The sequence below is a fragment of the Streptomyces sp. NPDC015139 genome, from assembly GCF_043079785.1.
Lineage (GTDB): Bacteria > Actinomycetota > Actinomycetes > Streptomycetales > Streptomycetaceae > Streptomyces > Streptomyces albidocamelliae.
This window is the reverse complement of the sequence record NZ_JBIBUW010000002.1, coordinates 796404-817230: the sequence shown is the minus strand read 5'-3', so window position 1 is coordinate 817230 and position 20827 is coordinate 796404. Positions and strand designations below refer to the sequence as shown.

Below are 20827 nucleotides of genomic sequence, written 5' to 3'. Positions count from 1 at the left end.
CGGCGGCCGGGTCAGCGGGCGACCAGCCGCCGGGCCGCCTCCCTGATCGAGGCGCGCAGGCGGTCCCGGTCGGTGTCCTCGGCGCCCACCACGATGCGGTGCATCTGGGGCACGACGGAGGCCCAGTTGGCCAGGGCGATCAGCAGGAAGAGCAGATCGCGCGGCGGGATCGCGTCGGTGATCACGCCCCGCTCCTGGCCGTCCCGCAGCGCGTCGATCTTCCGGCGGTAGTGCTCCCGGCGCTCGCTCTCGTCCGGCAGTTCGGTGGCCGCGCCGTACTCCAGGCCCTCCCAGAAGAGCAGACGGAGGACCTCGGGGTGGTCGGCGTGGTAGTCGATCACCCGGTCGACCCAGCCCTCGATGTCGTCGGGGTCGACGGGCACGGCGACGGCCAGGTCGAGCATCGACCTCTCCAGGACCCGGGTGAACAGCTGGGCCTTGTTGCCGAAGTAGGCGTAGATCAGCTGCTTGTTGGCCTTCGCCCGGTCGGCGATGCGGTCGATGCGGGCGCCCGCGATGCCGTGCCGGGCGAACTCGGCCACCGCCGCCTCGAAGATGCGGGCCTTGGTGGCCTCGGGGTCCCTGACTGCTCCCATGCGGACAGGGTAGGACCGCGGACATCAGGCAACCAACTATGTGGTTGACGGGAATGACGGCCAGGGGCACGCTGTTGCAACAGTTCCAACCAACCAGTTAGTTGTGAGAGTCGGCTCCAAGGAGTAGTCCCGCTCATGCCGTCAGCCACCAGCACCCAGCAGGCACGGGAGGTCCGGGCCGCGGTCCGCGAGCAGCCCGTCTCCGGCTCCCTCTTCCTCCTGCTCATCGCCGTCTGCACCGCGGTCACGGCCGCCAACATCTATCTGGCGGCCCCGCTGCTGCCCCTCATGGCCCACGACTTCGGCACGGTCCCCTCGGCCGTGACCTGGATCGCCTCGGTCGCCCAGTTCGGCTACGCGGCCGGGCTGCTCTTCTTCGCCCCGCTCGGCGACCGCGTCGACCGGCGCCCGCTCGTCGCCGGCCTGTCCGTGGCCACCGCGCTGGCGCTGGTCGGCGCGGCCGCCGCCCCCGGCACCACCGCCCTCGCGGTCGCCGTCTTCGCCGCCGCCGCCGCGACCGTCGTACCGCAGCTGCTGGTCCCGCTGGTGGCCGCGCGGGCGCCCGCCGACCGGCGCGCCCGGCATGTCGCGGCCGTCATCGCCGGCCTGTTCACCGGCATCGTCGCCGCACGCGTCGTCGGCGGACTCGCCGGGCAGGCCTTCGGCTGGCGCTGGGTCTTCGCCGGCTCCGCGGTACTGACCCTCGCGCTGGGTCTGGCCACCGCCCTGGCCCTGCCGCCGGAGCGGCGCGCACGGCAGGGCGGGTTCTTCTCCCTCTTCTCCGGCGTCGCCGAACTGCCGGGGCTGCTGCGCCACTCGCCCGACCTGTGGCGGGCGTGCCTGCGGCAGGCGGGAATGTTCGGCGCGTGGAGCGCGCTGTGGACCTCCCTCGCGCTCCTGCTGACCGGCCCGGCCTACGGCATGTCGACCGCGGCCGCCGGTCTGTTCGGGCTCTTCGGCCTGACGGCCAGCGCGGTGGCCCCGCTGGCCGGAGGCCTGGTGGACCGGTTCGGGGCGGCACGGGTGGTGGGCACGGCCTATGTGCTTGCGGCCGTCGCCGTACCGCTGTTCTGGCTCGGCGGACACGTCCTGGCGGCCCTGTTCGCCGCTGCCACGGTCGTCCACGCCGCCCTGGTCGCGTCCCACGTCGCCAACCAGACCCTCGCCCTGACGACGACCTCCACCCCGGCCACCGCCAACACCGCCTACGTCGTCTCCGGTTTCGCCGGCGGCGCCCTGGCCTCCGCCGCGGCGGGCCCGGCCTTCGGCCACTGGGGCTGGACCGGAGTCTGCGCGGTGGCAGGAGTATGGCTGACCCTGGGCTGGGCGAGCACGGCGCTGGGCGGCGGGCGGCCGGCCTCACGGTGAACGGGAGCGGGCTGCCGGCCCCGCGGTGAACGGGAGCGGGCGGCCGGCCCCGCGGTGAACGGGAGCGAGGATCCGGCGTCGCGGTGAACGAGGGCGAGGATCCGGCGTCGCGGTGAGGGGTGGCGGGCGCCAGGCCCCGTGGTGAACCAGAGCGGAAGCCGGCCTTCGCTCTGAGCCGTGCCGGCCACCGGCTGGTCCTCGCGTCGTCCTGGGCGTAGGCCACGCATCGGCCACCACGGTGGGCCGGGGGCAGGCGGCCGGCCGCGCGGTGGGCCGTCGGAGCTCGGGCCCGTCGTGAGTCGTCCCGGAGGCCGGCGCGTACCGCCGCGGCAGCGGGGAGACGTCCGGCCGACGGTCGACACGGGCCTCGGTGTCGGCGCGAGGCAACGGGGACCGGCGCGGCCGCCGTCCCAGGAGTGCGCCCCCACCGGCACCACGGTGGGCGTCCGTGCGCAGACGCCCGTGACACCGGGCAGCGTGATGCTGCCTCGGTGTCACGGGAGCGCGCGCTCAGAGGTTGGTGACGTCCAGCTGGCCGTCCGCGTACTGGCGGCGGAGGACCTTCTTGTCGAACTTGCCCACGCTCGTCTTCGGCACCGCCTGGACCAGCGTCCAGCGCTCCGGCAGCTGCCACTTGGCGATGCGGGCCTCCTCGGCGAGGAAGACGCGCAGGCTGCGGAAGTCGGCCGTGGCGCCCTCCCTGAGGACGACAGTGGCCAGCGGACGCTCGCCCCACTTGTCGTCGGGCACGGCGACCACGGCGGCCTCGGCCACGTCCGGGTGGGACATCAGCGCGTTCTCCAGCTCCACCGAGGAGATCCACTCGCCGCCGGACTTGATGACGTCCTTGGCGCGGTCGGTGAGGGTGAGGAAGCCGTCGGCGGAGATGGTGCCGACGTCACCGGTCTTCAGCCAGCCGTCCTCGCTGAACTTGTCGGCCGGACGCAGCGGTTCGGCGTCGGGGCCGTTGTAGTAGGCGCCCGCGATCCACGGGCCGCGGACCTCGAGTTCGCCGGCCGACTCGCCGTCCCAGGGCAGGCGCTCCCCGCCGGGGCCGGTGAGGCGGGCCTCGACGCCGGTCGGGAAGCGGCCCTGGGTGAGGCGGTAGGAGAGCTCCTCGTCCGTGCCGACCGCGTGGGCCGGGGGCCGGGCGACCGTGCCGAGCGGGGAGGTCTCCGTCATGCCCCAGGCGTGGCAGACCCGCATGCCGAGCGCGTCGAAGGCCTCCATGAGGGAGGGCGGGCAGGCCGAGCCGCCGATGGTGACCTGGGTGAGGGAGGAGACGTCGCGCGGCTTCGCGTGCAGCTCGGCGAGCAGGCCCTGCCAGATGGTCGGCACGGCCGCCGCGTGGGTCGGCTTCTCCCGCTCGATCATCTCGGCGAGCGGCGCGGGCTGCAGGAAGCGGTCGGGCATCAGCATGTTGACGCCGGTCATGAACGTGGCGTGCGGCAGGCCCCAGGCGTTGACGTGGAACTGCGGCACCACGACCAGCGAGGTGTCCTGGTCGGTCAGCCCCATCGACTCGGTCATGTTGACCTGCATGGAGTGCAGGTAGATCGAACGGTGGCTGTAGACCACGCCCTTGGGATCGCCGGTGGTACCGGAGGTGTAGCACATGGCGGCGGCCTGGCGTTCGTCCAGCTCCGGCCAGTCGTAGGTGGTGGGCCGGCCGGCGATCAGTTCCTCGTACTCGTGGACCCGGACGTGCGTGCCGTCCAGCGGGGCCCGGTCACCGGGCCCGGAGACGACGACGTGCTCGACGGTCGGGAGCTTCGACAGCAGCGGGGCGAGCAGCGGGATCAGCGAGCCGTTGACGATGACGACCCGGTCCGCGGCGTGGTTGACGATCCACACCAGCTGCTCGGCGGGCAGCCGCAGGTTCAGGGTGTGCAGGACCGCGCCCATGGAGGGGATCGCGAAGTAGGCCTCGACGTGCTCGGCGTTGTTCCACATCAGCGTGGCGACCCGGTCGTCGCCGCGGACGCCGAGTTCGTCCCGCAGGGCGTTGGCCAGCTGCACCGCACGCGCCCCGGCCTCGGCGAAGCTGCGCCGCTGCGGCTCGTCCTCCCCGGTCCAGGTGATGATCCGGGACCGTCCGTGCACCAGCACCCCGTGCGTGAGGATGCGGGTGACGGTCAGCGGTACGTCCTGCATGGTGCTCAGCACGGCGTCCTCCAGGGCGACATTGCCTACGCGGTGGTAGAGGGCTGCGCTGATTCTGCGCACATACCGCGCGGTATGTCACTAGGGGAAGGAAAATTGTGTCCGCGGGGTGTTCCTCAGCGGGCCAGTACCAGCTCCGGGTCCTCGCGCAGTTTGCCCAGGGCCCGGGAGACCGCCGACTTCACCGTGCCGACCGACACACCGAGCACCTCGGCGGTCTGGGCCTCGCTGAGGTCCTCGTAGTACCGCAGGACGACCATCGCCCGCTGCCGGGACGGCAGTCTCAGGATCGCCCGCCACATGGCGTCGTGCAGTGCCTGCCGTTCGGCCGGGTCGTCGCCGCCGGGCAGCGGCTCCGGCTCGGGCAGTTCCTCGCAGGAGAACTCGTCCACCCTGCGCTTGCGCCACTGCGACGTCCGTGTGTTCAGCAGCGCCCGGCGCACGTAGCCGTCCAGCGCCCGGTGGTCCTCGATCCGCTCCCACGCCACGTAGGTCTTGGCGAGCGCGGTCTGCAGCAGGTCCTCGGCGTCGCTGGGGTTGGCGGTCAGCGAACGCGCGGTGCGCAGCAGGACCGGCTGGCGGGCCCTCACGTACGACGCGAAGGACGGGTACGCGGTCTGCCGCCCTGGTGCGGCGGCGGCCGAGGCGCTGGTGCAGACGGGTGTGGTCATGGCTCCAACGCTAGGAGCGTGCCCGGTCCGGCGGATCGGCCGCAGGTCCCGAAGCGGCGTCCCCCTCAGGTTGTAGGGGTGGGGCCGTCCCCACCTCCTGAAGGTGGACACGGGATCCACCCCGTCTGCGGGTCCGACCCTGACTCCGGTCCGGGCGGCGGCCGCCGGCTCAGCCGTCGGCGGCGAGGACCAGCCCCGACGTCGGCACGCCGGTACCCGCCGTCACCAGGGTCCGGGCCGCGCCCGGTATCTGGTTCACCGCCGTGCCGCGCACCTGGCGGACCGCTTCGGCGATGCCGTTCATCCCGTGCAGATACGCCTCCCCGAGCTGCCCCCCGTGCGTGTTGATCGGGAGCCGTTCCCCGGCCACGAAGTCCGCCGCCTCGCCCCGGCCGCAGAACCCGAACTCCTCCAGCTGCATCAGCACGAACGGGGTGAAGTGGTCGTAGAGGATCCCCACGTCGATGTCGGCCGGACCGCACCCGGACGTCCGCCACAACTGCCGGGCCACCACGCCCATCTCCGGCAGGCCGGTCAGGTCGTCCCGGTAGAAGCTGGTCATCTGCTCCTGCGCCCGGCCGGCGCCCTGGGCGGCGGCCACGATCACGGCGGGCGGGCGCGGCAGGTCGCGGGCCCGCTCCAGCGAGGTGACGACGACCGCCTGCCCGCCGTCGGTCTCCTGGCAGCAGTCCAGCAGCCGGAGCGGCTCCACGATCCAGCGGGACGCGGCATGCTCCGCGAGCGTGATCGGGCGGCCGTGGAACCAGGCCGCGGGATTGGTCGCCGCGTACCTGCGGTCCACCACGGCCACGTGCCCGAACGCCTCCGGCGTCAGCCCATGGGCGTGCAGATACCGCTGTGCCGCCATCGCCACCCAGGAGGCCGGGGTGAGCAGCCCGAACGGCAGCGCCCAGCCCAGCGCCGCCCCCTCCGCCGACGGCTCCCGGTGCCGCACGCCCGCGCCGAACCTGCGGCCCGAGCGCTCGTTGAAGGCCCGGTAGCAGACCACCACCTCGGCCAGGCCCGTCGCCACCGCGAGCGCCGCCTGCTGGACGGTCGCGCAGGCCGCCCCGCCGCCGTAGTGGACGCGGGAGAAGAAGGACAGCTCGCCCATCCCGCAGGCCTGGGCCACCGTGATCTCCGGGCTGGTGTCCATCGTGAACGTCACCAGGCCGTCCACGTCGGCCGCGGTGAGACCCGCGTCGTCGAGCGCCGCCCGCACCGCCTCCACCGCGAGCCGCAGCTCGCTGCGCCCGGAGTCCTTGGAGAACTCGGTGGCCCCGATGCCGGCGATCGCGGCCCGGCCGCCGAGGCCGTCCTTGTGGCGGACGCTCATGAGCCGGCCTCCGACACTGAGCGGCCCGGTCCGGCGGCGGGGACGGTGACCGTCACCGTGCCGGTGACGTGGGTGCCGATGCCGTTGGCGCCGACGACCCGCACCGTGGCGGTGTCCCCGTCGACCGCCTCGACCCGGCCCGTCAGCACCATCGTGTCCCCCGGGTGGTTGGGCGCGCCGAGCCTGATGGCGACCCTGCGGAGCACCGCGGACGGACCGAAGTGGTCCGTGATGTACCGGCCGACCAGGCCGTTGGTCGTCAGGATGTTCATGAAGACGTCCGGCGAGCCCTTCTGCCGGGCCAGCTCGGCGTCGTGGTGCACGTCCTGGTAGTCCCGGGACGCGATCGCGCCCGCCACGATCAGGGTGCGCGTGACCGGGATCTCCAGCGCGGGCAGCTCGGCGCCCACCGTCGGTGCCGTCGTCATCCCTCACTCCCCATTCGCGATCGACTCCCCCAGTTCCTGGAGCACTTCGGGACCGCAGCCCAGATGGGCGTCCAGCTGCCGGCCCCACAGGAAGTGCCGGTGCACCGGATGGCCGACGTCGGCTCCGGCCCCGCCGTGCAGATGCTGACCGGTGTGCACGACCCGCGCTCCCGCCTCGGACGCCCACCAGGCGGCGGTCAGCGCGTGCGTGGCGTACGGCAGTCCCGCGTCCCGGCGCCAGGCCGCCTCGTAGGCCGTGACCCGTATCGCCTCGGTGTCCATGTGGGCGTCGGCGGCACGCAGCTGGACGGCCTGCCGGGTGGCGAGCGGTCGCCCGAACTGCTCCCGGGCGTTCGTGTGCGCGACCGCCCGTGCCAGCGATCCGGCGCACACCCCGGCCTGGAGTCCGGCGAAGGCCGTACGGGCGGTGGCGAGGACGTCGACGTAGGCGCCGGATCCGCCCAGGGGTTCCGCCGGTGCGCCGTCGAGGGTGAGCCGGGCCGCCGACCAGGGCGCCGTCAGCTCCACCGGTGTGGTCGCCGTGCCCTCGCCGAGCGGGGCCAGCCACAGCCGCCGGCCGGCGTCGGCGACCAGGACGTGGGTGGCGTCCCGCAGCCAGGGCACGACGGGGACGGTGCCGGTCAGCTCACCCGCCGCCGAGGCCCGTACCCCCTTCTGCGCCGGGAAGGCCCCGGTGACCACCACCGAGCCGTCGTCGATGCCGGGCAGCAGCCGCTCGCGCTGCTCGGGGCCGCCGTGCGCCAGGACCGCCAGCCGGCCGTAGACGCACGCCGCCGCGTACGGCACCTGGGCCGTGGTGCGGCCCTGTTCCTCCAGCAGCAGCACCAGCCCGAGCAGCCCCAGCTCCCCGACCGCGCCGATCAGGCCCGCCGTGCTCAGGGCCTTCCACAGCTCCGGGTCGCTGCCGGTGCCCACGGCCGTCAGCCGCTCGTGGCCGGCCAGGTCGCCGAAGATCCGCGCGGCCAGGTCGCGGGCCCCGGCCTGGGCCTCGGTGGGGGTGAAGTCCACGTCAGCCCTCGCCTTCGACGACGCGGAAGACGGGCAGGTCCAGCGTGCCGCCGTCGGCGCCCTCGACCGCGTACCGCCGGAACTCCAGCCGCACCGGCAGCCCGATGCGCACCTTGTCGTACGGCACCCCGACCACGTTGCTCACCATCCGCACGCCCTCGGCGAGTTCGATCAGGCCGACGGCGTACGGCCCGGCCGTGCCGGAGCCCTCGTCGGCGTCCGTGAAGGCCGGGAAGGGCGGGTGGTGCATCACCACGTAGGAGTGGACCGTGCCCTCGCCGCCCGCCTCGACCGTGTCCCAGTCCGGGCCGCCGCAGGCGTTGCAGCCCGGCAGCCAGGGGTGGCGCAGGGTGCCGCAGTCCGTGCAGCGCTGGATGAGCAGCCGGTGCTCGGCCACGCCCCGCCAGAAGCCCTCGTTGTCCCGGTTGACCACCGGGTGGGGGCGCCGCGCCCGGGGCCGGGTGGGCGCGGGCGCGTACTTGAGGATGCGGAAGCGGTGGGTGCCGACCAGATCGCCGCCGACGCGGACGTCCGTGCGGGTCGTGACGAAGTGTCCCGCGCCCAGTTTCGTCGTCTTGCGGTCGGAGACCGACTCGATCACCGAGTCGAACGCGACCTCGTCGCCGGGGCGCAGGGGCCGCAGGTACTCCTGCTCGCAGTCGGTGGCCACCACCGCCGTGCAGCCCGACGCGTCGAGCAGGGCGAGCAGTTCGTCGTAGGCGCCCGTGCGGCCCTCGTGGCCGGAGAGGCCGCCCATCGTCCAGACCTGGAGCATGGTGGGCGGGGCGACGGCGTCGGGGCCGCGGTACGCCGGGGCGGTGTCGCCCATCGCCTCGCACCAGTGCCGGATCATCGGCGCGTTCACCGGGTCCTTGCCCACGCCCCCGACGGCTGCCGGGCGGCCCTCGTACGCCTTGAGCCGCGTTGCCAGGGGCGCCCGGTCCCCGTCCTCCGGCGGCCTGCCCACCGGCACCCGGCCCACCGGGCCCGTGTCCGCCGACCCGCCGCCCCGTGCCTCGCCGCCTCGCGGCTCCGCGCCCGCCCCGCTCACCTCCGCCCCCTCGTCATCCCGAGCCGCATCGTCGCGACGATCTCCCGCTGCACCTCGCTCACCCCGCCCCCGAACGTGTTGATCTGCGCCGCCCTGTTCAGCCGCTCCAGCTCGCCGTCCCCGAACGCGCCGGGCGACCCGGAACGGACCAGCCCCGCCGACTCGTCCGCCCCCAGCACGTGCTGGCACATCCGGTACACCGCGACCGCTGATTCGGTGCCCGCGAACTTCACGCCGCTCGCGTCGCCGGGGGCGGGCCCGCCGCTTCCCAGGTCGGCGACGAGACGCCAGTTGAGGAGGCGGGTCGCGGCCAGCCGGGCGTGCGCCTCCGCCAGCTGCGACCGCACCCACGGCTCGTCCACCCGGCGCCGCCCGGTCACCGGATCCGGGGTACGGACGGCGTCCAGCACCGCCGCGAGGAAGTCCTCGGCCTGCATTCCGACGGCCGCCAGCGCGACGCGTTCGTGGTTGAGCTGGCCGGTGATCAGCGACCAGCCCTGGTGCTCGGCGCCGACGAGGTTCCCGGCGGGCACTCGGACGCCGTCGTAGTAGGTGGCCGTCGTCGTCTGACCGCCCACGGTCTCGATCGGCGTCCAGGAGAACCCCGGTGCGTCGGTCGGGACGAGGAGGACGGAGATGCCCCGGTGACCGGGGGCGTCCGGGTCGGTGCGGCAGGCGAGCCAGATCCAGTCGGCGTGCTGGGCGCCGGAGGTGAAGACCTTCTGGCCGTCGATCCGCCAGCCGTCGCCGTCGCGCACGGCCCGGGTGCGCAGCGAGGCGAGGTCGGTGCCCGCGGCGGGTTCGGTGTAGCCGATCGCGAAGACCAGGTCACCGCTGAGGATCCGGGGCAGGAAGTGGGCCTTCTGGGCCTCGCTGCCGTGCTGCATGAGGGTGGGGCCGACCGTGTTCAGCGTGACCATGGAGACGGGCGCGCCGGCCCGGTACGCCTCGTCGAAGAACACGAACTGCTCGTCCGCGCCCCGGCCGCGGCCCCCGTACGCGGCGGGCCAGCCCAGGCCCAGCCAGCCGTCGGCGCCGATGCGGCGCAGCAGGGCGCGCGGGTCGGTGGGCTCGCCGCCCTCCGGCATCAGGTCGCGGAAGTAGGCGCGGAGCTCGGCACGCAGGCGCTGCTGCCGCTCGGTGGGGGCGAGGTGCACGGCGGACCTCCCGGCCACATTCGGCTGACGAGACAGTTTCTGACTGTCCGTCAGATCGTGGGTGGTGTCAAGGTCGGTTCCGCGGCCGGCCCGCCCGGGAAACGCCTGCGCGGCGGTACCGAAGTACCGCCGCGCGGACGTGTGACGACCCCGAAGCACCCTCGCGAGGTCCTCCCGTGGAGGAACCTCGCACCGCGCTCACCAGAGGCGGGTGAAGCGGACGGCGACGTTCTCGTTGCCCTGCTGGATGGCCGTGAACGCGGAGCCGTTCACCTGCGCGGTGCTGCTCTGGTTCGAGGCCCCGGAGCCGACCGCGTTCTGCTGCGTGGTGGACGAGTTGCCGTTGTTGTCGTGGCCGACCCCGCTGCCGACGACGGATGCCACGCCCGCGTTCGATCCGTCGCCCGCGAAGGCGCCGTTGTCCGCGGTCGCGACGCCGGTGAAGAGGGCGGCTGCGAGGGGGAGCGCGGCGACGGCGGCGAGAACGCGGGCGGTACGGATGCTTGCCATGTTGTTCCTCCAGAACCAAGCACTGAGCGGCCCTAGGGCCGGAAGTACGTGAACTACGGCTTGCGTCAGAGCAGTTGGCCGACCGCCCCGACTGTCGTGGACGACGTCGCGCAACCAGAGTTGCCCACCGAATCCCCGGCGAACCACCCCCGAAGGCGCGATTCGCACGCAAGCGTGATGACAAGTCGATAAACCCCCATCACCACCTTTCCGCCCCTCCCGACCCGGTCCGGGCCGAGAACGGATGTTCAGCAGCCAGGCGACACAAGAGAGGAATCGTTACGGCACATTTCCTGCCAATCCGGCATCACTCCGGCGCGCCGCGACCGCCCCCTCTTCCCTTTTTCGAACATACGTACGAACATAGAGCCATGGCCACCATCGACCGGCAGACCACGACGCTGGCCCTCGCACACGCCCTGTCGGCCGCCGAGCGCGGTCTCGCCGTCCTCCCCCTCTCCCGGACCAAACTCCCCGCGCTGCGCTCGCCGCACCGGACCGAACCCGATCCGGCGGGGCCGCGCTGCCACGGCGAGTGCGGCCGCCTCGGGCACGGCGTGTACGACGCCTCCACCGACCCCGTCCGCATCCGGGAGCTCTTCGCCGCCGCTCCCTGGGCCACCGGCTACGGCATCGCCTGCGGACTGCCGCCGTACCACCTGATCGGTGTCGACCTGGACACCAAGTCCGACACCGATTCCTCGGTCGCCCTGCGCGAGCTGGCCCTGCGCCATCTGTTCACGATCCCGGAGACGGTCGTCGTCCTCACCCCGAGCGGCGGCCGGCACCTGTGGCTGACCGGCCCGCCGGACGTCGTCGTACCGAACTCGGCCGGGCGCCTCGCCCCCGGCATCGACATCCGGGGCGCCGGCGGCTACCTCGTGGGCCCCGGCTCCCGCACCGACCACGGCGCCTACGCCACCGCCCCCGGCACCGCGCACCTGGCCCCCGCCGCCTGCCCGCCCTCCCTGCTCCGCCTGCTCCTGCCGCCGCCCCGGGCGAGCCACCCGGCCCCGCCCGCACCCGGCGACCACGGCCGCGGGCTGGTGCACTTCGTCCTCTCCGCCCACGAGGGCCAGCGCAACACCCGTCTGTTCTGGGCCGCCTGCCGCGCCTACGAGAACGGCATCGGCCCCGCCCTGGCCGACCCGCTGACCGAGGCGGCCCGCCATACCGGCCTGTCCGAACGCGAGGCCCGCGCGACGATCGCCTCGGCGGCCCGGATGACCGGGCACCAGCCCTGAGAAGCCGGGGGGAGCGGCGGGTGACCACCGCACGCACCGGAAGGGGTGCCCCTCCCACGGGGGCACCCCTTCCTGCGCGAAGGACCTCGGGCGCTACGGCGCGTAGACCTGCTCCAGGCGGTCGATGGAACCGTCCTCGCCGGTCTCGTACTTGAACACCAGCCCGGAGTCCGGGTGCGCCTCGACCCAGTCGATCAGCTCCTGCACACCGATGCGCCGGTTCTCGCTGCCGTCGGTGACGGGGTTGGTGGCGGTGACGTACGCGGCCTGGTCCAGGGCCCAGCGGCTGTCCTCGCCGGTGACGACGAACGGCGCGCCCTCGCCGTCACCGCCCGCGCACCCCCAGGCGCCGTGCTGGATGACGAGGTTCACCTTGCCGGTGGAGGCGGGAAGTTCCTCGACACGGTAGAGCGCGAACTCGTCGGGGTCGACGTGGTCCGGGTCCGGCGCCTTGGTGACACAGCCGGCCGACGGCGCCGCACTCTTGGCGGGCCCGGCCGGTGTGGTGGCCTTGCCGGCCGGCGTGGCGGTCGCCCCGCCGCCCGCGCCCGCCGTGCCGCCGCCCTTGCCCGCGCCCTCGCTCTTTCCCCCCTTGCCGGTGCCTGCCTTGCCGGTACCCGCCTTGCCGGGCGCCGAGGCGGCCGTGGCACCGGCGCCGGGGGTGCCGTCCGAGCCGGCCGCCGTGTCGTCCCCCTGACATCCGGTGAGTACGGCGGCCAGCGCGACGGCGGCGAGGGCGACGGCGACGGGTCTGCGGCGATGGGCATGCATGTGGAATTTCCCCCCTGGTCACGGGCGGCCCGGCCGGCCGCTCCGATCCGGACCGTAGTGCCCGCCCGTACGCGACCGCACCACCGCGGCGGCCCGTGTGACGGACTCGGAACACCGCCGTCATCACGCGCGGATCCTGTGACGGGCGCGGCACACCACTCCCGCCACCGCCTCACCTGCCCGGCACCGGGCGCCGCTCGGTGGCCGGCGGCCGGCGCGGGTGCGCGCGCCCTCGGCCGGTGGTCAGATGCTCACGGGGACCGGGTGGATCTCGTCGGCCGGGTGCCCGGTCCGCTCGTGGACGCGCTGGACGGCGTCCGCCGAGGGTGCCGCCGAGAGGCAGTACACCGTGCCGGACTCCGGGTCCGCCCAGGCCCGTTCGAAGTGAACGCCTTCGTCGTGCTCGATGGCGAGGTCGGCCCGGTGGGCCTCCATCAGCTGGTCCGCCGTGATGCCCTGCATCCCGTGGTGGACATCCATGAACTGGGGCATGAGGAGCGCCTCCTTCCGGCCGCCGCGTCCCGGCGTTCGGCACGGCCGGGTCCGCCTGCCGGCTCCGTCGGTTCCATCCTCTGCCCGCGGGACCGCGTCGGCGACCGCGCGGCCCCGGTCCGCGAATCGGCCCCCGACCCGGTATCCGCTACCTGGTCAGGGGCCGTTCCGCCTGGCGGTGGGTGTGGGATTTGAACCCACGGTGACTCGCGCCACGACGGTTTTCAAGACCGTTCCCTTAGGCCGCTCGGGCAACCCACCTCGTCCCCGTGCCACCTGGGACGGAGCGGGTACAGCGTACCGGGAGCGGGCGCCCGGCGGGCGGCGTGGTCCCCGTGCGGCCGCCCGCTCCGTTCGCCCGCGCCCGTCACGGCGGTACGAGGAGCATGCGGACGGCGAGTGCGGTGATCACGGCGCTGGAGGTCAGGGCGGTGAGGAGCCGCCCACGGCTGCCGGTCAGCAGCCGGCCGAGCAGTGCTCCCCCGCCGGCGAGCAGCAACTGCCAACTGCTGGAGGCCGCGAAGGCGGCGAGCACGAACACGGTCCGCTCCGGGGCGTCGGCCGCCGCACCGGTCTGGCTGCCGAGCACGAGGGCCGCGAAGTAGATCACGGTGAGCGGGTTCGCCATCGTGATGCCCCACAGCCCCAGATAGGCCCGCGCGGGGCCCAGGGGCGCGTCGTCGGTGCGGGACGCCGTCCGCGGGGTGCGGTGACGGGCGATCGCCGTCGCCGCGCTGTGCGCCGCCAGCGCGAGGAGGACCAGGGCGGCGCCCCAGCGCAGCCGCGGCGCGACCGGTTCGACGACGCGCGTCAGCGCGGAGCCTCCGATCACGGCGATCGCCGCGTACAGGCCGTCGGCGGTCGCCACTCCGAGGGCGGCACAGGCGCCGATCCGCAAGGAGGTCCGGGCGGTCAGCGCCACGAGGTACGCCGCGACCGCTCCCACGGGCATGGCGATGCCATAGCCGGCGAGGAGCCCCGCGACGAGGGCCGCGCTCATGCGGAGACGGGCGTCGGTCTCCACGGTCGGCCGGCCTGCTGCTGGGCGCGCGCCGATCGGACGGCGGCGGACAGCGGCAGGAGTGCGGTGATGGTGGTCATGGGGAGATCGTGCGGGCGGCACGGCCGCCCGGACAAGTCGTTTTCCGTGGTGACGGACGAGTGGTGACCAAGCCGCCCACAGAAGCCGTGAGTTGGTGGTGGGCGCCATGGCGGCACGCGAAAGGGGTGCCCCCGTGGAGAGGCACCCCTGTGCGCGCGTACCGCCCGCCGGTGTCAGCTGTCGCCGTCGCGCGAGCCCAGCGCCAGGTCCACGGTGTGCTCCTGGCCGCCCCGCTTGTAGGTGATCTTGACCTTGTCGCCCGGCTTGTGGGTCCAGATCTCGCCGATCAGGGTCGGGCCGCTGTCGATCACGTGGTCGTCGAGCTTGATGATGACGTCGCCGGGCTTGAGGCCGGCCTTGTCGGCCGGGCCGCCCGTCTCGACCGCCGCGGCGCCCGCCGCGCCCTGGTCGGTGATCTTCGCGCCGTCGGTGGAGTCCTCCAGGGAGACGGACGCGCCGATCTTCGCGTACACCGGCTTGCCGGTCTTGATCAGCTGCTGGGCGACGTACTTCGCCTGGTTGATCGGGATCGCGAAGCCCAGGCCGATCGAGCCGGACTGGCCGGAGCCGAAGCCGCCGCTGCTGCTGGACTGGATCGCGGAGTTGATGCCGATGACCGCGCCGGAGGCGTCCAGCAGCGGGCCGCCCGAGTTGCCCGGGTTGATGGACGCGTCGGTCTGCAGGGCGCTCATGTACGACGCCTTGCTGCTGGAGCTGCCGTCGCTGGAGGCGACGGGGCGGTCCTTGGCGCTGATGATGCCGGTCGTCACCGTGTTGGACAGGCCGAAGGGGGCGCCGATGGCGATGGTCTCGTCGCCGACGGCCACCTTGTCGGAGTTGCCGAGGGCGAGCGGGTTCAGGTCGGACGGCGCGTTCTTGAGCTTGATGACGGCGACGTCGTAGCCCTGCGCGTGGCCGACGATCTCGGCGTCGTACTTCTTGCCGTCGGGGAAGGTGGCCGTGAGCTTGCCGCCGTCCACCGCGTCGGCGACCACGTGGTTGTTGGTGACGATGTGGCCCTGCTTGTCGAAGACGAAGCCGGTGCCCGTGCCGCCCTCGCCGTTGCTGCTCTCGGCCTCGATGGTGACCGTGCTGGGCAGGGCCCTGGCGGCCACGTTGGCGATCGTGCCGGGGGCGCGCTTGACCTGCGCGGCGCCGCTGTCGGAGGCCGAGACGGTGGTGGAGCCGCCGCTGTCGTTGTCCCGGGCCAGGGTGTAGCCGAGGCCACCGCCCAGACCGCCGGCGACCAGCGCGGCCACCAGGACCGCGGCGACCAGGCCGCCGCGCCCGTTGCGGGGCTTCGGGGCGGGCTGCTGGTACGAGGCCCCCCAGCCGGTGCCGCCCGCGCCGCCGTAACCTCCGGCACCGCCGTCGCCGTAGGACGGGGTGGACGGCGGCGGGGGCGGCCAGGAGCCGTCGGGGGCCGGGCCCGCCTGGTGCGCGGCGGCCTGACCGGCGAAGGCCGGGTCCTGCTCGTGGGCGGTTGCGCGGCTGTCCTGGGGCACCGGCGGCAGCGGGGCCGTCGGCGCGTTCCCGTCGGGCGCGGGGCCCTGCGGAAAAGCGGCGGGAGAGGCCACCGGCACGGGAGGTGCGGACGGGGCCGGGGGTACCGCGTTGCCCTCGTTCTCGGTGCTCACAGCTCTTCTCCTCGATCCACGCCTGTGTTCGTCGGTCGCACTTGTCTGCAGTCAGCTTTTCCCACGGGCCGTCAGAGCACCATAAGCGGTGGCTGTGGGTCCGGGACTCTTCTTTATATAGGATCTTCAACGCAAAAGTTGCATAAAGTTCGAGGGCCTATGCCCCTGTTCGTCACACGGATTCCTCCGCGCCGCCCCGTCTACCCGGCGACGGTGGCACCATGACGCGGTGACCCACGCACCACAGCACTCCATCCAGGTCGTCGCCCACCGGGGCGCCTCCGAGGACGCGCCCGAGCACACCCTCGCCGCCTACCGGAAGGCGATCGAGGACGGCGCGGACGCCCTCGAGTGCGACGTACGGCTGACCGCGGACGGCCATCTGGTCTGCGTCCACGACCGGCGGGTGAACCGTACCTCCAACGGCCGGGGCGCCGTCTCCGCGCTGGAGCTGGCCGATCTCGCCGCTCTCGACTTCGGCTCCTGGAAGACCCGCGAGGCCTGGCGCGGCCGCGACGAGGAGCCCGACTGGGAGCACCGGCCGGAGGACCCGGCGGACACCTCCGTCCTCACGCTGGAGCGACTGCTGGAACTGGTCTCGGGCGCGGGGCGGCGGGTGGAGCTGGCCATCGAGACCAAACACCCCACCCGCTGGGCCGGCCAGGTCGAGGAACGGCTGCTGATGCTGCTCAAGCGGTTCGGTCTGGACGCGCCGGCCACCGCCGCCGAGTCCCCGGTGCGGATCATGAGCTTCTCGGCGCGCTCGCTGCACCGTGTGCGCGCGGCCGCGCCGACCCTGCCGACGGTCTGCCTGATGCAGTTCGTCTCCCCCCGGCTGCGCGACGGGCGGCTGCCCGCGGGCGTGCGGATCGCCGGCCCCTCGATCCGCATCGTGCGCAATCACCCGGTCCTCGTGGAGCGGTTGAAGGAAGCCGGTCACCAGGTCCACGTGTGGACCGTGAACGAGCCCGAGGACGTCGACCTGTGCGTCCGGCTCGGCGTCGACGCGATCATCACCAACCGCCCGCGCGCGGTGCTGGACCGGCTCGGCCGCTGATCCCGGGGACGCCGGGGTGGTGACCCGGGAGACGGTTGTGCCAAGAGGCGGTCGAGAAACCGTGCACGGCCCTTGACCCGGCCGCGGGACTGCTGGATCCTCCCGTCTCGGCCACACCACTGAAATCCAGCCACACGACGACCCCGAGGTCACCGTGGGGGTCCGGATCGTCACAGGGAGTGCTCCGGCGCGTTCGCTTCGGGTACGACCGTTTCGAATGCGTCAGCGGAAGGGGACTGGCCGGTTTCCGGTACAGGCCAATGGGGCATCCACACCGTGGCGTGGGGCGAAGGAGGTCTCGGGGGTGGCGTTGGTGGTGGCACAGGAGGTGCCCACGTCGTCGAGCATGGCCGTACCCCATGGCCCTGCGGGCGTGGGGAAGGCGCGGCACCGGATGCGCGCGCAACTGCGCAGCGGGGGCGTGGCGGAATCGGTCATCGACGATGCCGTACTGATCCTTTCCGAACTTTTGAGCAACGCCTGCAAACACGGGCGGCCCCTGGGCGACGCCCCGGCCGGTGACGGTGACGTCCTGGCCGCGTGGCGGGTCGACCCGCACGGCCGGCTCATCGTCGAGGTCACGGACGGCGGCGGCCCGACCCGCCCGGCACCGGCCACCCCGTCGGTGACGGCGCACGGCGGCCGGGGGCTGAACATCATCACGGCCCTGGCCGACGACTGGGGAGTCCGGGACGACGTCCGGGGCGAGGTGACGGTCTGGGTGGTGGTCCACGAGGACGTCCTCGATCCCGACGCCGGATGCCGCGTGAACGGTTTCGCTACGCGCGTCACCGCGCCCTCGATCCCCGGCATGGCCGGCCTGGACTTCGCGGACGCCTTCGAGGACATGGACTGAACCCACGGCTGACACGCCGAGGGGCGCCCGTCCGCCCGGGTCCACACGGCCCCCGTTCCGACGCGTCGGGACGTCGCGGCCGTCCACCGGTTCACACCAGTGGCGTCGAGCGCGTGTGCGTTGTCCACAGGTTCCCGTCGCTCGGGGCCTGAACGGCTAGGCTCCCGCCGTACCAGAAGAGCCGTAACCGGGAGACCCCACGATGGCCAAGAAGCGACCCCAGACGAAGGCCAAGCGGCCCCAGCTCAGCGACGGGGCCCCCGCCGTAGGCGCTGATGGCGAGATTCCGGTCGTCGGCGCCCGCGAACCCTGCCCCTGCGGCAGCGGCCGGCGCTACAAGGCGTGTCACGGCCGGGCGGCATCGCACGCCGTGACCGAGCTGGTGCAGCGGCCCTTCGAGGGGCTGTCCGGCGAGTGCGACCTGGTGGCCCTGCGCGAACTGGTCCCGGCCGCGACGGCCGAGCTGACCCTCGCGGGCGGCCTGCCCGAGGGCGTCCCGTCGGTCACCCTCGCCACCGTGCTGCCGATGGCCTGGCCCGCGCTGCGCCGCGACGACGGCTCGGTCATGATCGGCCTGCAGAACGACACGTCGTCCGGCGACATCAGCCGCGACCTCGCCGACACGCTCCAGCGCGCGCTGGTGGCGGAGCCCGGCACCCCGGTGCAGGGCCGCCGCGCCCCCTCCCAGGGTCCGCGCCTGCAGGACCTGCTCGACGCGCAGGCCCCCTTCGAGCCGGTCGTGCACGACGGTTTCGAGTTCTGGGTGCCGGACGCGGAGAACGCCACCCCCGAGGTGACCGCCTCCCTGGAGCGGGCGAACGCCGCCGCCATCCCGACGGTGAAGCTGGCCGGCGTGGACGCCGCGTACTGGTGCGAGACCCCGGAGAAGAACCACCTGCGCTGGGTCATGCCGCATCCGGAGGAGCAGCTTCTGGACGCTCTGGCGCGGTTGCACGCGGCGGGCCGCTCCAGCCTCGGCGAGGGCACCCGGCTCGTGGGCTCCTTCCGTGCTCACGGCCTCATCGTGCCGGTCTGGGACCTGCCGAGCGGGGTGACGGCCGAGGATGTGGAGAAGCCGGCCGCCGAGTTCGCCGAGCGCCTCGCCGCCGCGCTCGCGGCCAAGGAGCCGCTCACGGCGGACGAGCGCCGGGCCCGCGGCGGGCTGACCAACCGGCAGGTCACGCTCAGCTGAGGTCCCGCACGGGTGTGTCACGGCTGAACGGTCGGTCAGCCGTGACGACGGTCGGGGCAGCAGGTGACTCCTGTCACAACTCCCTGCCCCGACAGGGAAATCGATGGCCGAATGCCCCGGACGGAATTTGCGAACCGCCGATCTCTTGTTACCGTTCGAGTAGCCCGGTTGCTGGTGCATCCCCCGTCGCCAGCAACCGGGCCTTTTCCATGTCCGCACCCGGTTCACGCCGGGCAGCCGGGCGTCAACTCCCTTTCAGGGATCAGGAATTGCTGCCCGAGCGCAGCAGCAGCCCGCCGTCCGGACCGCGTCCGGCGAACTCGGCGACGGCCGTGTAGGCGTCCGGTCCGCCCCGGCTGTGCTCGCGGGGCGTCTCGCAGGTGGCGGGCTCGTCGTCGGTACCCGTCACGCAGTGCATCTGCACGGTCCGGCCGCCCGGCCCCATCAGGCTCAGCACGGAGTCCAGCGACTCGCCCGTGGCGTTGCGGTAGTAGGTGCGTGCCCAGGTGTCCGCGCCCTGGATCAGCACACAGGTCTGCGCTTCGATGCCCTCGGGCGAGGAGAGTTCCGGCCCGCAGCGGGCGGCGGTCGCGAGACCGATCCCGAGGAGCAGGGGAGAGCGGCTCGGGGCGGCGGAGGGAATCTTCGCGTCCCCGCCGCGCGCCCCGGCGTCCTTGTCACGGCCGCCGGCGTCCGTGTCATGTGCCGCGGCGCCCCCGCGCGCCGCGGTGTCACCGGCTCGCTCGTCGGCGCCGCGCTGCGGGGCCCGGACGGCCGCCGGTCCCGCGTCGCCCACCTGCCCGCCGGAGGCCACGGTCAGCGGCAGCGCGACCACGGCCGCCACGACGGCCAGGAGGGCGAGCAGACGAAGCCTTCGGGAGTCCGGCCCGCCCGGGAGCGGCTCTGGGACGCGGTGGCCCCCGGAATGACGCTGCATGTGCGGAAGATAACGAGCGCCGGGCCCCGTCCGCCCCGTCCGCGCCGGACACCCCCTACAACTCGGGCGCGCTCACACCCGTACGAGTGAGGGCGTCGACGACCGCGTCCACCACGGCCTCCACGTCGGGCACCCAGGGTGAGGCCGACCCGGGCAGCGGGGCACGCTCCCAGCGGACGCCGCCCTGCCCGGTCTCGGACGGGGGCAGGGCCAGGTAGCCGCCCTCGCCGTGGAAGCGCAGGGAGCCGGGCACGAAGTCCTTGGCGTACAGCAGCTCGCCCAGCTGTTCCATGGAGTACGGCTTCACCAGCAGCGCCCAGCGGGTGGGCGAGGCGACGACCGGGCCGAGGCGCATGCCCCGCCGGTCGAGCAGGGCGAGGGCGCGGGAGGCGGCGAGCGCCGGCAGGCTGACCGCGCAGGGCGCCGTTCCGCCGGTGGCCAGGACGATCGGCGCGGCCGGCCGGTTGGTCCACCACCAGCGCACCATGCGCGGGTCCGTGGTGGCCGCGAGCAGACCCGGGTCGAAGGGGTGCGCACCCGGCACCGTGCAGTCCGGGTCGGGGCAGGCGCACCGCGACCGCCCCCGCGGGTCCGGGGCCACGCCCGGGAGTACGGGCCACCGCCATTCACCCGCGTAGTTCAGGGCCGCGCTGAGCAGCTCGGGCCTCCCGCCGTTCCGCCTGGACAGGAGCCTGCGTCGCCTTCCGAGGATCTCGCGCATGAGCGCTCGTTCCTTTCCGTTGCACCGCTGGCAACACCGTGGTCCACATCACAACATGAGTCGATCACTTCACTGTGCGTACCTGTTGGCGCATCACACCCCTGCGCACGACAGGGGGAACCCCGTGGGGTCGAGCATCGGCCGCGCCCGCGTTCCTGGTACGTCCATCACGAGCACGGCTGCGGCGTGGGGGTGGCGAAGCATGGCGTTTGCCGTCGCGCGTATTTCTCTCCGCCTCCGCCACGGGAGGATGGGGCTCGGCCGTCGGTGGCTATGACGCCCGGGTCCGTCGCCAGGTTCCGGGTGGCCCCCAGCCACCCCTGGCCTTCTCCGAGTACGTACCCATCACGACCGCTGTGACGCTCCGTGGAGCAGGGCCAGTCGACCGCAATGGACCGATACCTGAGGCAGTTTTCAGCCAACTTGGCAGTAAGGCAAGGGGTTAGCGGGAAACCCGGGTCCGCCCCATGGACACCAGGAATCCCGGCAGGACAATGCTGGACATCCCC

The 20827-nt window shown here is 73.5% G+C and carries 20 protein-coding genes and 1 tRNA gene; 5 read left to right on the top strand and 16 right to left on the bottom strand.

What is annotated here, in order from left to right:
- Positions 1–11: 11 nt before the first annotated feature.
- Positions 12–596: a TetR family transcriptional regulator gene (locus tag ACF08B_RS08235; protein ID WP_392316608.1), complete on the bottom strand. Its 585-nt coding sequence runs from the start codon at positions 594–596 to the stop codon at positions 12–14.
- Positions 597–731: 135 nt separating this feature from the next.
- Here ACF08B_RS08235 and ACF08B_RS08230 point away from each other — a divergent pair, with 135 nt between their 5' ends.
- Positions 732–1964 (top strand): MFS transporter, encoded by a 1233-nt coding sequence (locus ACF08B_RS08230; RefSeq protein WP_392316607.1) that lies wholly within the window; start codon positions 732–734, stop codon positions 1962–1964.
- 510 nt (positions 1965–2474) lie between these two features.
- Here ACF08B_RS08230 and ACF08B_RS08225 read toward each other — a convergent pair.
- From ACF08B_RS08225 to ACF08B_RS08190, 8 genes are all read right to left on the bottom strand, one after another.
- The gene (locus tag ACF08B_RS08225; protein ID WP_392316703.1) at positions 2475–4130 is read right to left on the bottom strand and encodes a long-chain fatty acid--CoA ligase; all 1656 of its coding nucleotides are present in this window, start codon (positions 4128–4130) and stop codon (positions 2475–2477) included.
- A gap of 113 nt (positions 4131–4243) precedes the next feature.
- Positions 4244–4798: a SigE family RNA polymerase sigma factor gene (locus ACF08B_RS08220; RefSeq protein ID WP_093476393.1), complete on the bottom strand. Its 555-nt coding sequence runs from the start codon at positions 4796–4798 to the stop codon at positions 4244–4246.
- A 169-nt stretch (positions 4799–4967) separates the two neighbouring features.
- The gene (locus ACF08B_RS08215) at positions 4968–6134 is read right to left on the bottom strand and encodes a lipid-transfer protein (RefSeq protein ID WP_392316606.1); all 1167 of its coding nucleotides are present in this window, start codon (positions 6132–6134) and stop codon (positions 4968–4970) included.
- A complete protein-coding gene (locus ACF08B_RS08210; protein WP_392316605.1) occupies positions 6131–6562 on the bottom strand; it encodes a MaoC/PaaZ C-terminal domain-containing protein in 432 nt (143 codons plus the stop codon). Before ACF08B_RS08210 ends, ACF08B_RS08215 begins: the two co-directional genes overlap by 4 nt.
- Positions 6563–6565: 3 nt before the next feature.
- Positions 6566–7591 carry an acyl-CoA dehydrogenase family protein gene (locus ACF08B_RS08205; protein WP_392316604.1) on the bottom strand — a complete coding sequence of 342 codons (1026 nt, stop codon included), beginning with the start codon at positions 7589–7591 and terminating at the stop codon, positions 6566–6568.
- A gap of 1 nt (position 7592) precedes the next feature.
- Positions 7593–8522: a bifunctional MaoC family dehydratase N-terminal/OB-fold nucleic acid binding domain-containing protein gene (locus tag ACF08B_RS08200; protein ID WP_392316702.1), complete on the bottom strand. Its 930-nt coding sequence runs from the start codon at positions 8520–8522 to the stop codon at positions 7593–7595.
- Positions 8523–8638: 116 nt separating this feature from the next.
- Positions 8639–9799 carry an acyl-CoA dehydrogenase family protein gene (locus ACF08B_RS08195; RefSeq protein WP_392316603.1) on the bottom strand — a complete coding sequence of 387 codons (1161 nt, stop codon included), beginning with the start codon at positions 9797–9799 and terminating at the stop codon, positions 8639–8641.
- 198 nt (positions 9800–9997) lie between these two features.
- Positions 9998–10309, bottom strand: coding sequence for a hypothetical protein (locus tag ACF08B_RS08190; protein ID WP_392316602.1), 312 nt, complete (start codon positions 10307–10309; stop codon positions 9998–10000).
- A gap of 371 nt (positions 10310–10680) precedes the next feature.
- On the opposite strand from ACF08B_RS08190, the gene ACF08B_RS08185 reads away from it, so the two are divergent.
- Positions 10681–11553 (top strand): bifunctional DNA primase/polymerase, encoded by an 873-nt coding sequence (locus tag ACF08B_RS08185; protein ID WP_392316601.1) that lies wholly within the window; start codon positions 10681–10683, stop codon positions 11551–11553.
- A gap of 93 nt (positions 11554–11646) precedes the next feature.
- On the opposite strand, the gene ACF08B_RS08180 is transcribed toward ACF08B_RS08185, so the two are convergent.
- From ACF08B_RS08180 to ACF08B_RS08160, 5 genes are all read right to left on the bottom strand, one after another.
- Positions 11647–12324, bottom strand: a complete 678-nt coding sequence (locus ACF08B_RS08180) for a hypothetical protein (RefSeq protein ID WP_392316600.1) — start codon at positions 12322–12324, stop codon at positions 11647–11649.
- A 243-nt stretch (positions 12325–12567) separates the two neighbouring features.
- Positions 12568–12816: an SCO4226 family nickel-binding protein gene (locus ACF08B_RS08175; protein ID WP_392316599.1), complete on the bottom strand. Its 249-nt coding sequence runs from the start codon at positions 12814–12816 to the stop codon at positions 12568–12570.
- Positions 12817–12989: 173 nt separating this feature from the next.
- Positions 12990–13077 (bottom strand) — tRNA-Ser (locus tag ACF08B_RS08170).
- Between the two features lie 106 nt (positions 13078–13183).
- On the bottom strand, positions 13184–13816 hold the full coding sequence (locus tag ACF08B_RS08165) for a LysE family transporter (protein ID WP_392316598.1): 633 nt from the start codon (positions 13814–13816) through the stop codon (positions 13184–13186).
- 275 nt (positions 13817–14091) lie between these two features.
- Positions 14092–15555: a S1C family serine protease gene (locus ACF08B_RS08160; protein ID WP_392316597.1), complete on the bottom strand. Its 1464-nt coding sequence runs from the start codon at positions 15553–15555 to the stop codon at positions 14092–14094.
- Between the two features lie 229 nt (positions 15556–15784).
- Here ACF08B_RS08160 and ACF08B_RS08155 point away from each other — a divergent pair, with 229 nt between their 5' ends.
- The 3 genes from ACF08B_RS08155 (at position 15785) to ACF08B_RS08145 (ending at position 18660) form a co-directional block, all read left to right on the top strand.
- The gene (locus ACF08B_RS08155) at positions 15785–16612 is read left to right on the top strand and encodes a glycerophosphodiester phosphodiesterase (RefSeq protein WP_093476373.1); all 828 of its coding nucleotides are present in this window, start codon (positions 15785–15787) and stop codon (positions 16610–16612) included.
- A 217-nt stretch (positions 16613–16829) separates the two neighbouring features.
- Entirely contained in the window at positions 16830–17468 is a 639-nt protein-coding gene (locus ACF08B_RS08150; RefSeq protein ID WP_392316596.1) for an ATP-binding protein, read from the top strand.
- A 202-nt stretch (positions 17469–17670) separates the two neighbouring features.
- Complete coding sequence (locus tag ACF08B_RS08145; RefSeq protein WP_392316595.1) at positions 17671–18660, top strand: DUF5926 family protein; 990 nt, start codon at positions 17671–17673, stop codon at positions 18658–18660.
- A 262-nt stretch (positions 18661–18922) separates the two neighbouring features.
- On the opposite strand, the gene ACF08B_RS08140 is transcribed toward ACF08B_RS08145, so the two are convergent.
- A complete protein-coding gene (locus ACF08B_RS08140) occupies positions 18923–19495 on the bottom strand; it encodes a hypothetical protein (RefSeq protein WP_392316701.1) in 573 nt (190 codons plus the stop codon).
- Positions 19496–19652: 157 nt separating this feature from the next.
- The gene (locus tag ACF08B_RS08135; protein WP_093476368.1) at positions 19653–20318 is read right to left on the bottom strand and encodes a bifunctional DNA primase/polymerase; all 666 of its coding nucleotides are present in this window, start codon (positions 20316–20318) and stop codon (positions 19653–19655) included.
- Between the last annotated feature and the right edge of the window lie 509 nt (positions 20319–20827).

Coding starts and splice junctions, on each gene's coding strand:
- ACF08B_RS08235 (WP_392316608.1), bottom strand. CDS start 596: ATGGGAGCAGTCAGGGACCCCGAGGCCACCAAGGCCCGCATCTTCGAG.
- ACF08B_RS08230 (WP_392316607.1), top strand. CDS start 732: ATGCCGTCAGCCACCAGCACCCAGCAGGCACGGGAGGTCCGGGCCGCG.
- ACF08B_RS08220 (WP_093476393.1), bottom strand. CDS start 4,798: ATGACCACACCCGTCTGCACCAGCGCCTCGGCCGCCGCCGCACCAGGG.
- ACF08B_RS08215 (WP_392316606.1), bottom strand. CDS start 6,134: ATGAGCGTCCGCCACAAGGACGGCCTCGGCGGCCGGGCCGCGATCGCC.
- ACF08B_RS08210 (WP_392316605.1), bottom strand. CDS start 6,562: ATGACGACGGCACCGACGGTGGGCGCCGAGCTGCCCGCGCTGGAGATC.
- ACF08B_RS08190 (WP_392316602.1), bottom strand. CDS start 10,309: ATGGCAAGCATCCGTACCGCCCGCGTTCTCGCCGCCGTCGCCGCGCTC.
- ACF08B_RS08185 (WP_392316601.1), top strand. CDS start 10,681: ATGGCCACCATCGACCGGCAGACCACGACGCTGGCCCTCGCACACGCC.
- ACF08B_RS08180 (WP_392316600.1), bottom strand. CDS start 12,324: ATGCATGCCCATCGCCGCAGACCCGTCGCCGTCGCCCTCGCCGCCGTC.
- ACF08B_RS08175 (WP_392316599.1), bottom strand. CDS start 12,816: ATGCCCCAGTTCATGGATGTCCACCACGGGATGCAGGGCATCACGGCG.
- ACF08B_RS08165 (WP_392316598.1), bottom strand. CDS start 13,816: ATGAGCGCGGCCCTCGTCGCGGGGCTCCTCGCCGGCTATGGCATCGCC.
- ACF08B_RS08150 (WP_392316596.1), top strand. CDS start 16,830: ATGCGTCAGCGGAAGGGGACTGGCCGGTTTCCGGTACAGGCCAATGGG.
- ACF08B_RS08145 (WP_392316595.1), top strand. CDS start 17,671: ATGGCCAAGAAGCGACCCCAGACGAAGGCCAAGCGGCCCCAGCTCAGC.
- ACF08B_RS08135 (WP_093476368.1), bottom strand. CDS start 20,318: ATGCGCGAGATCCTCGGAAGGCGACGCAGGCTCCTGTCCAGGCGGAAC.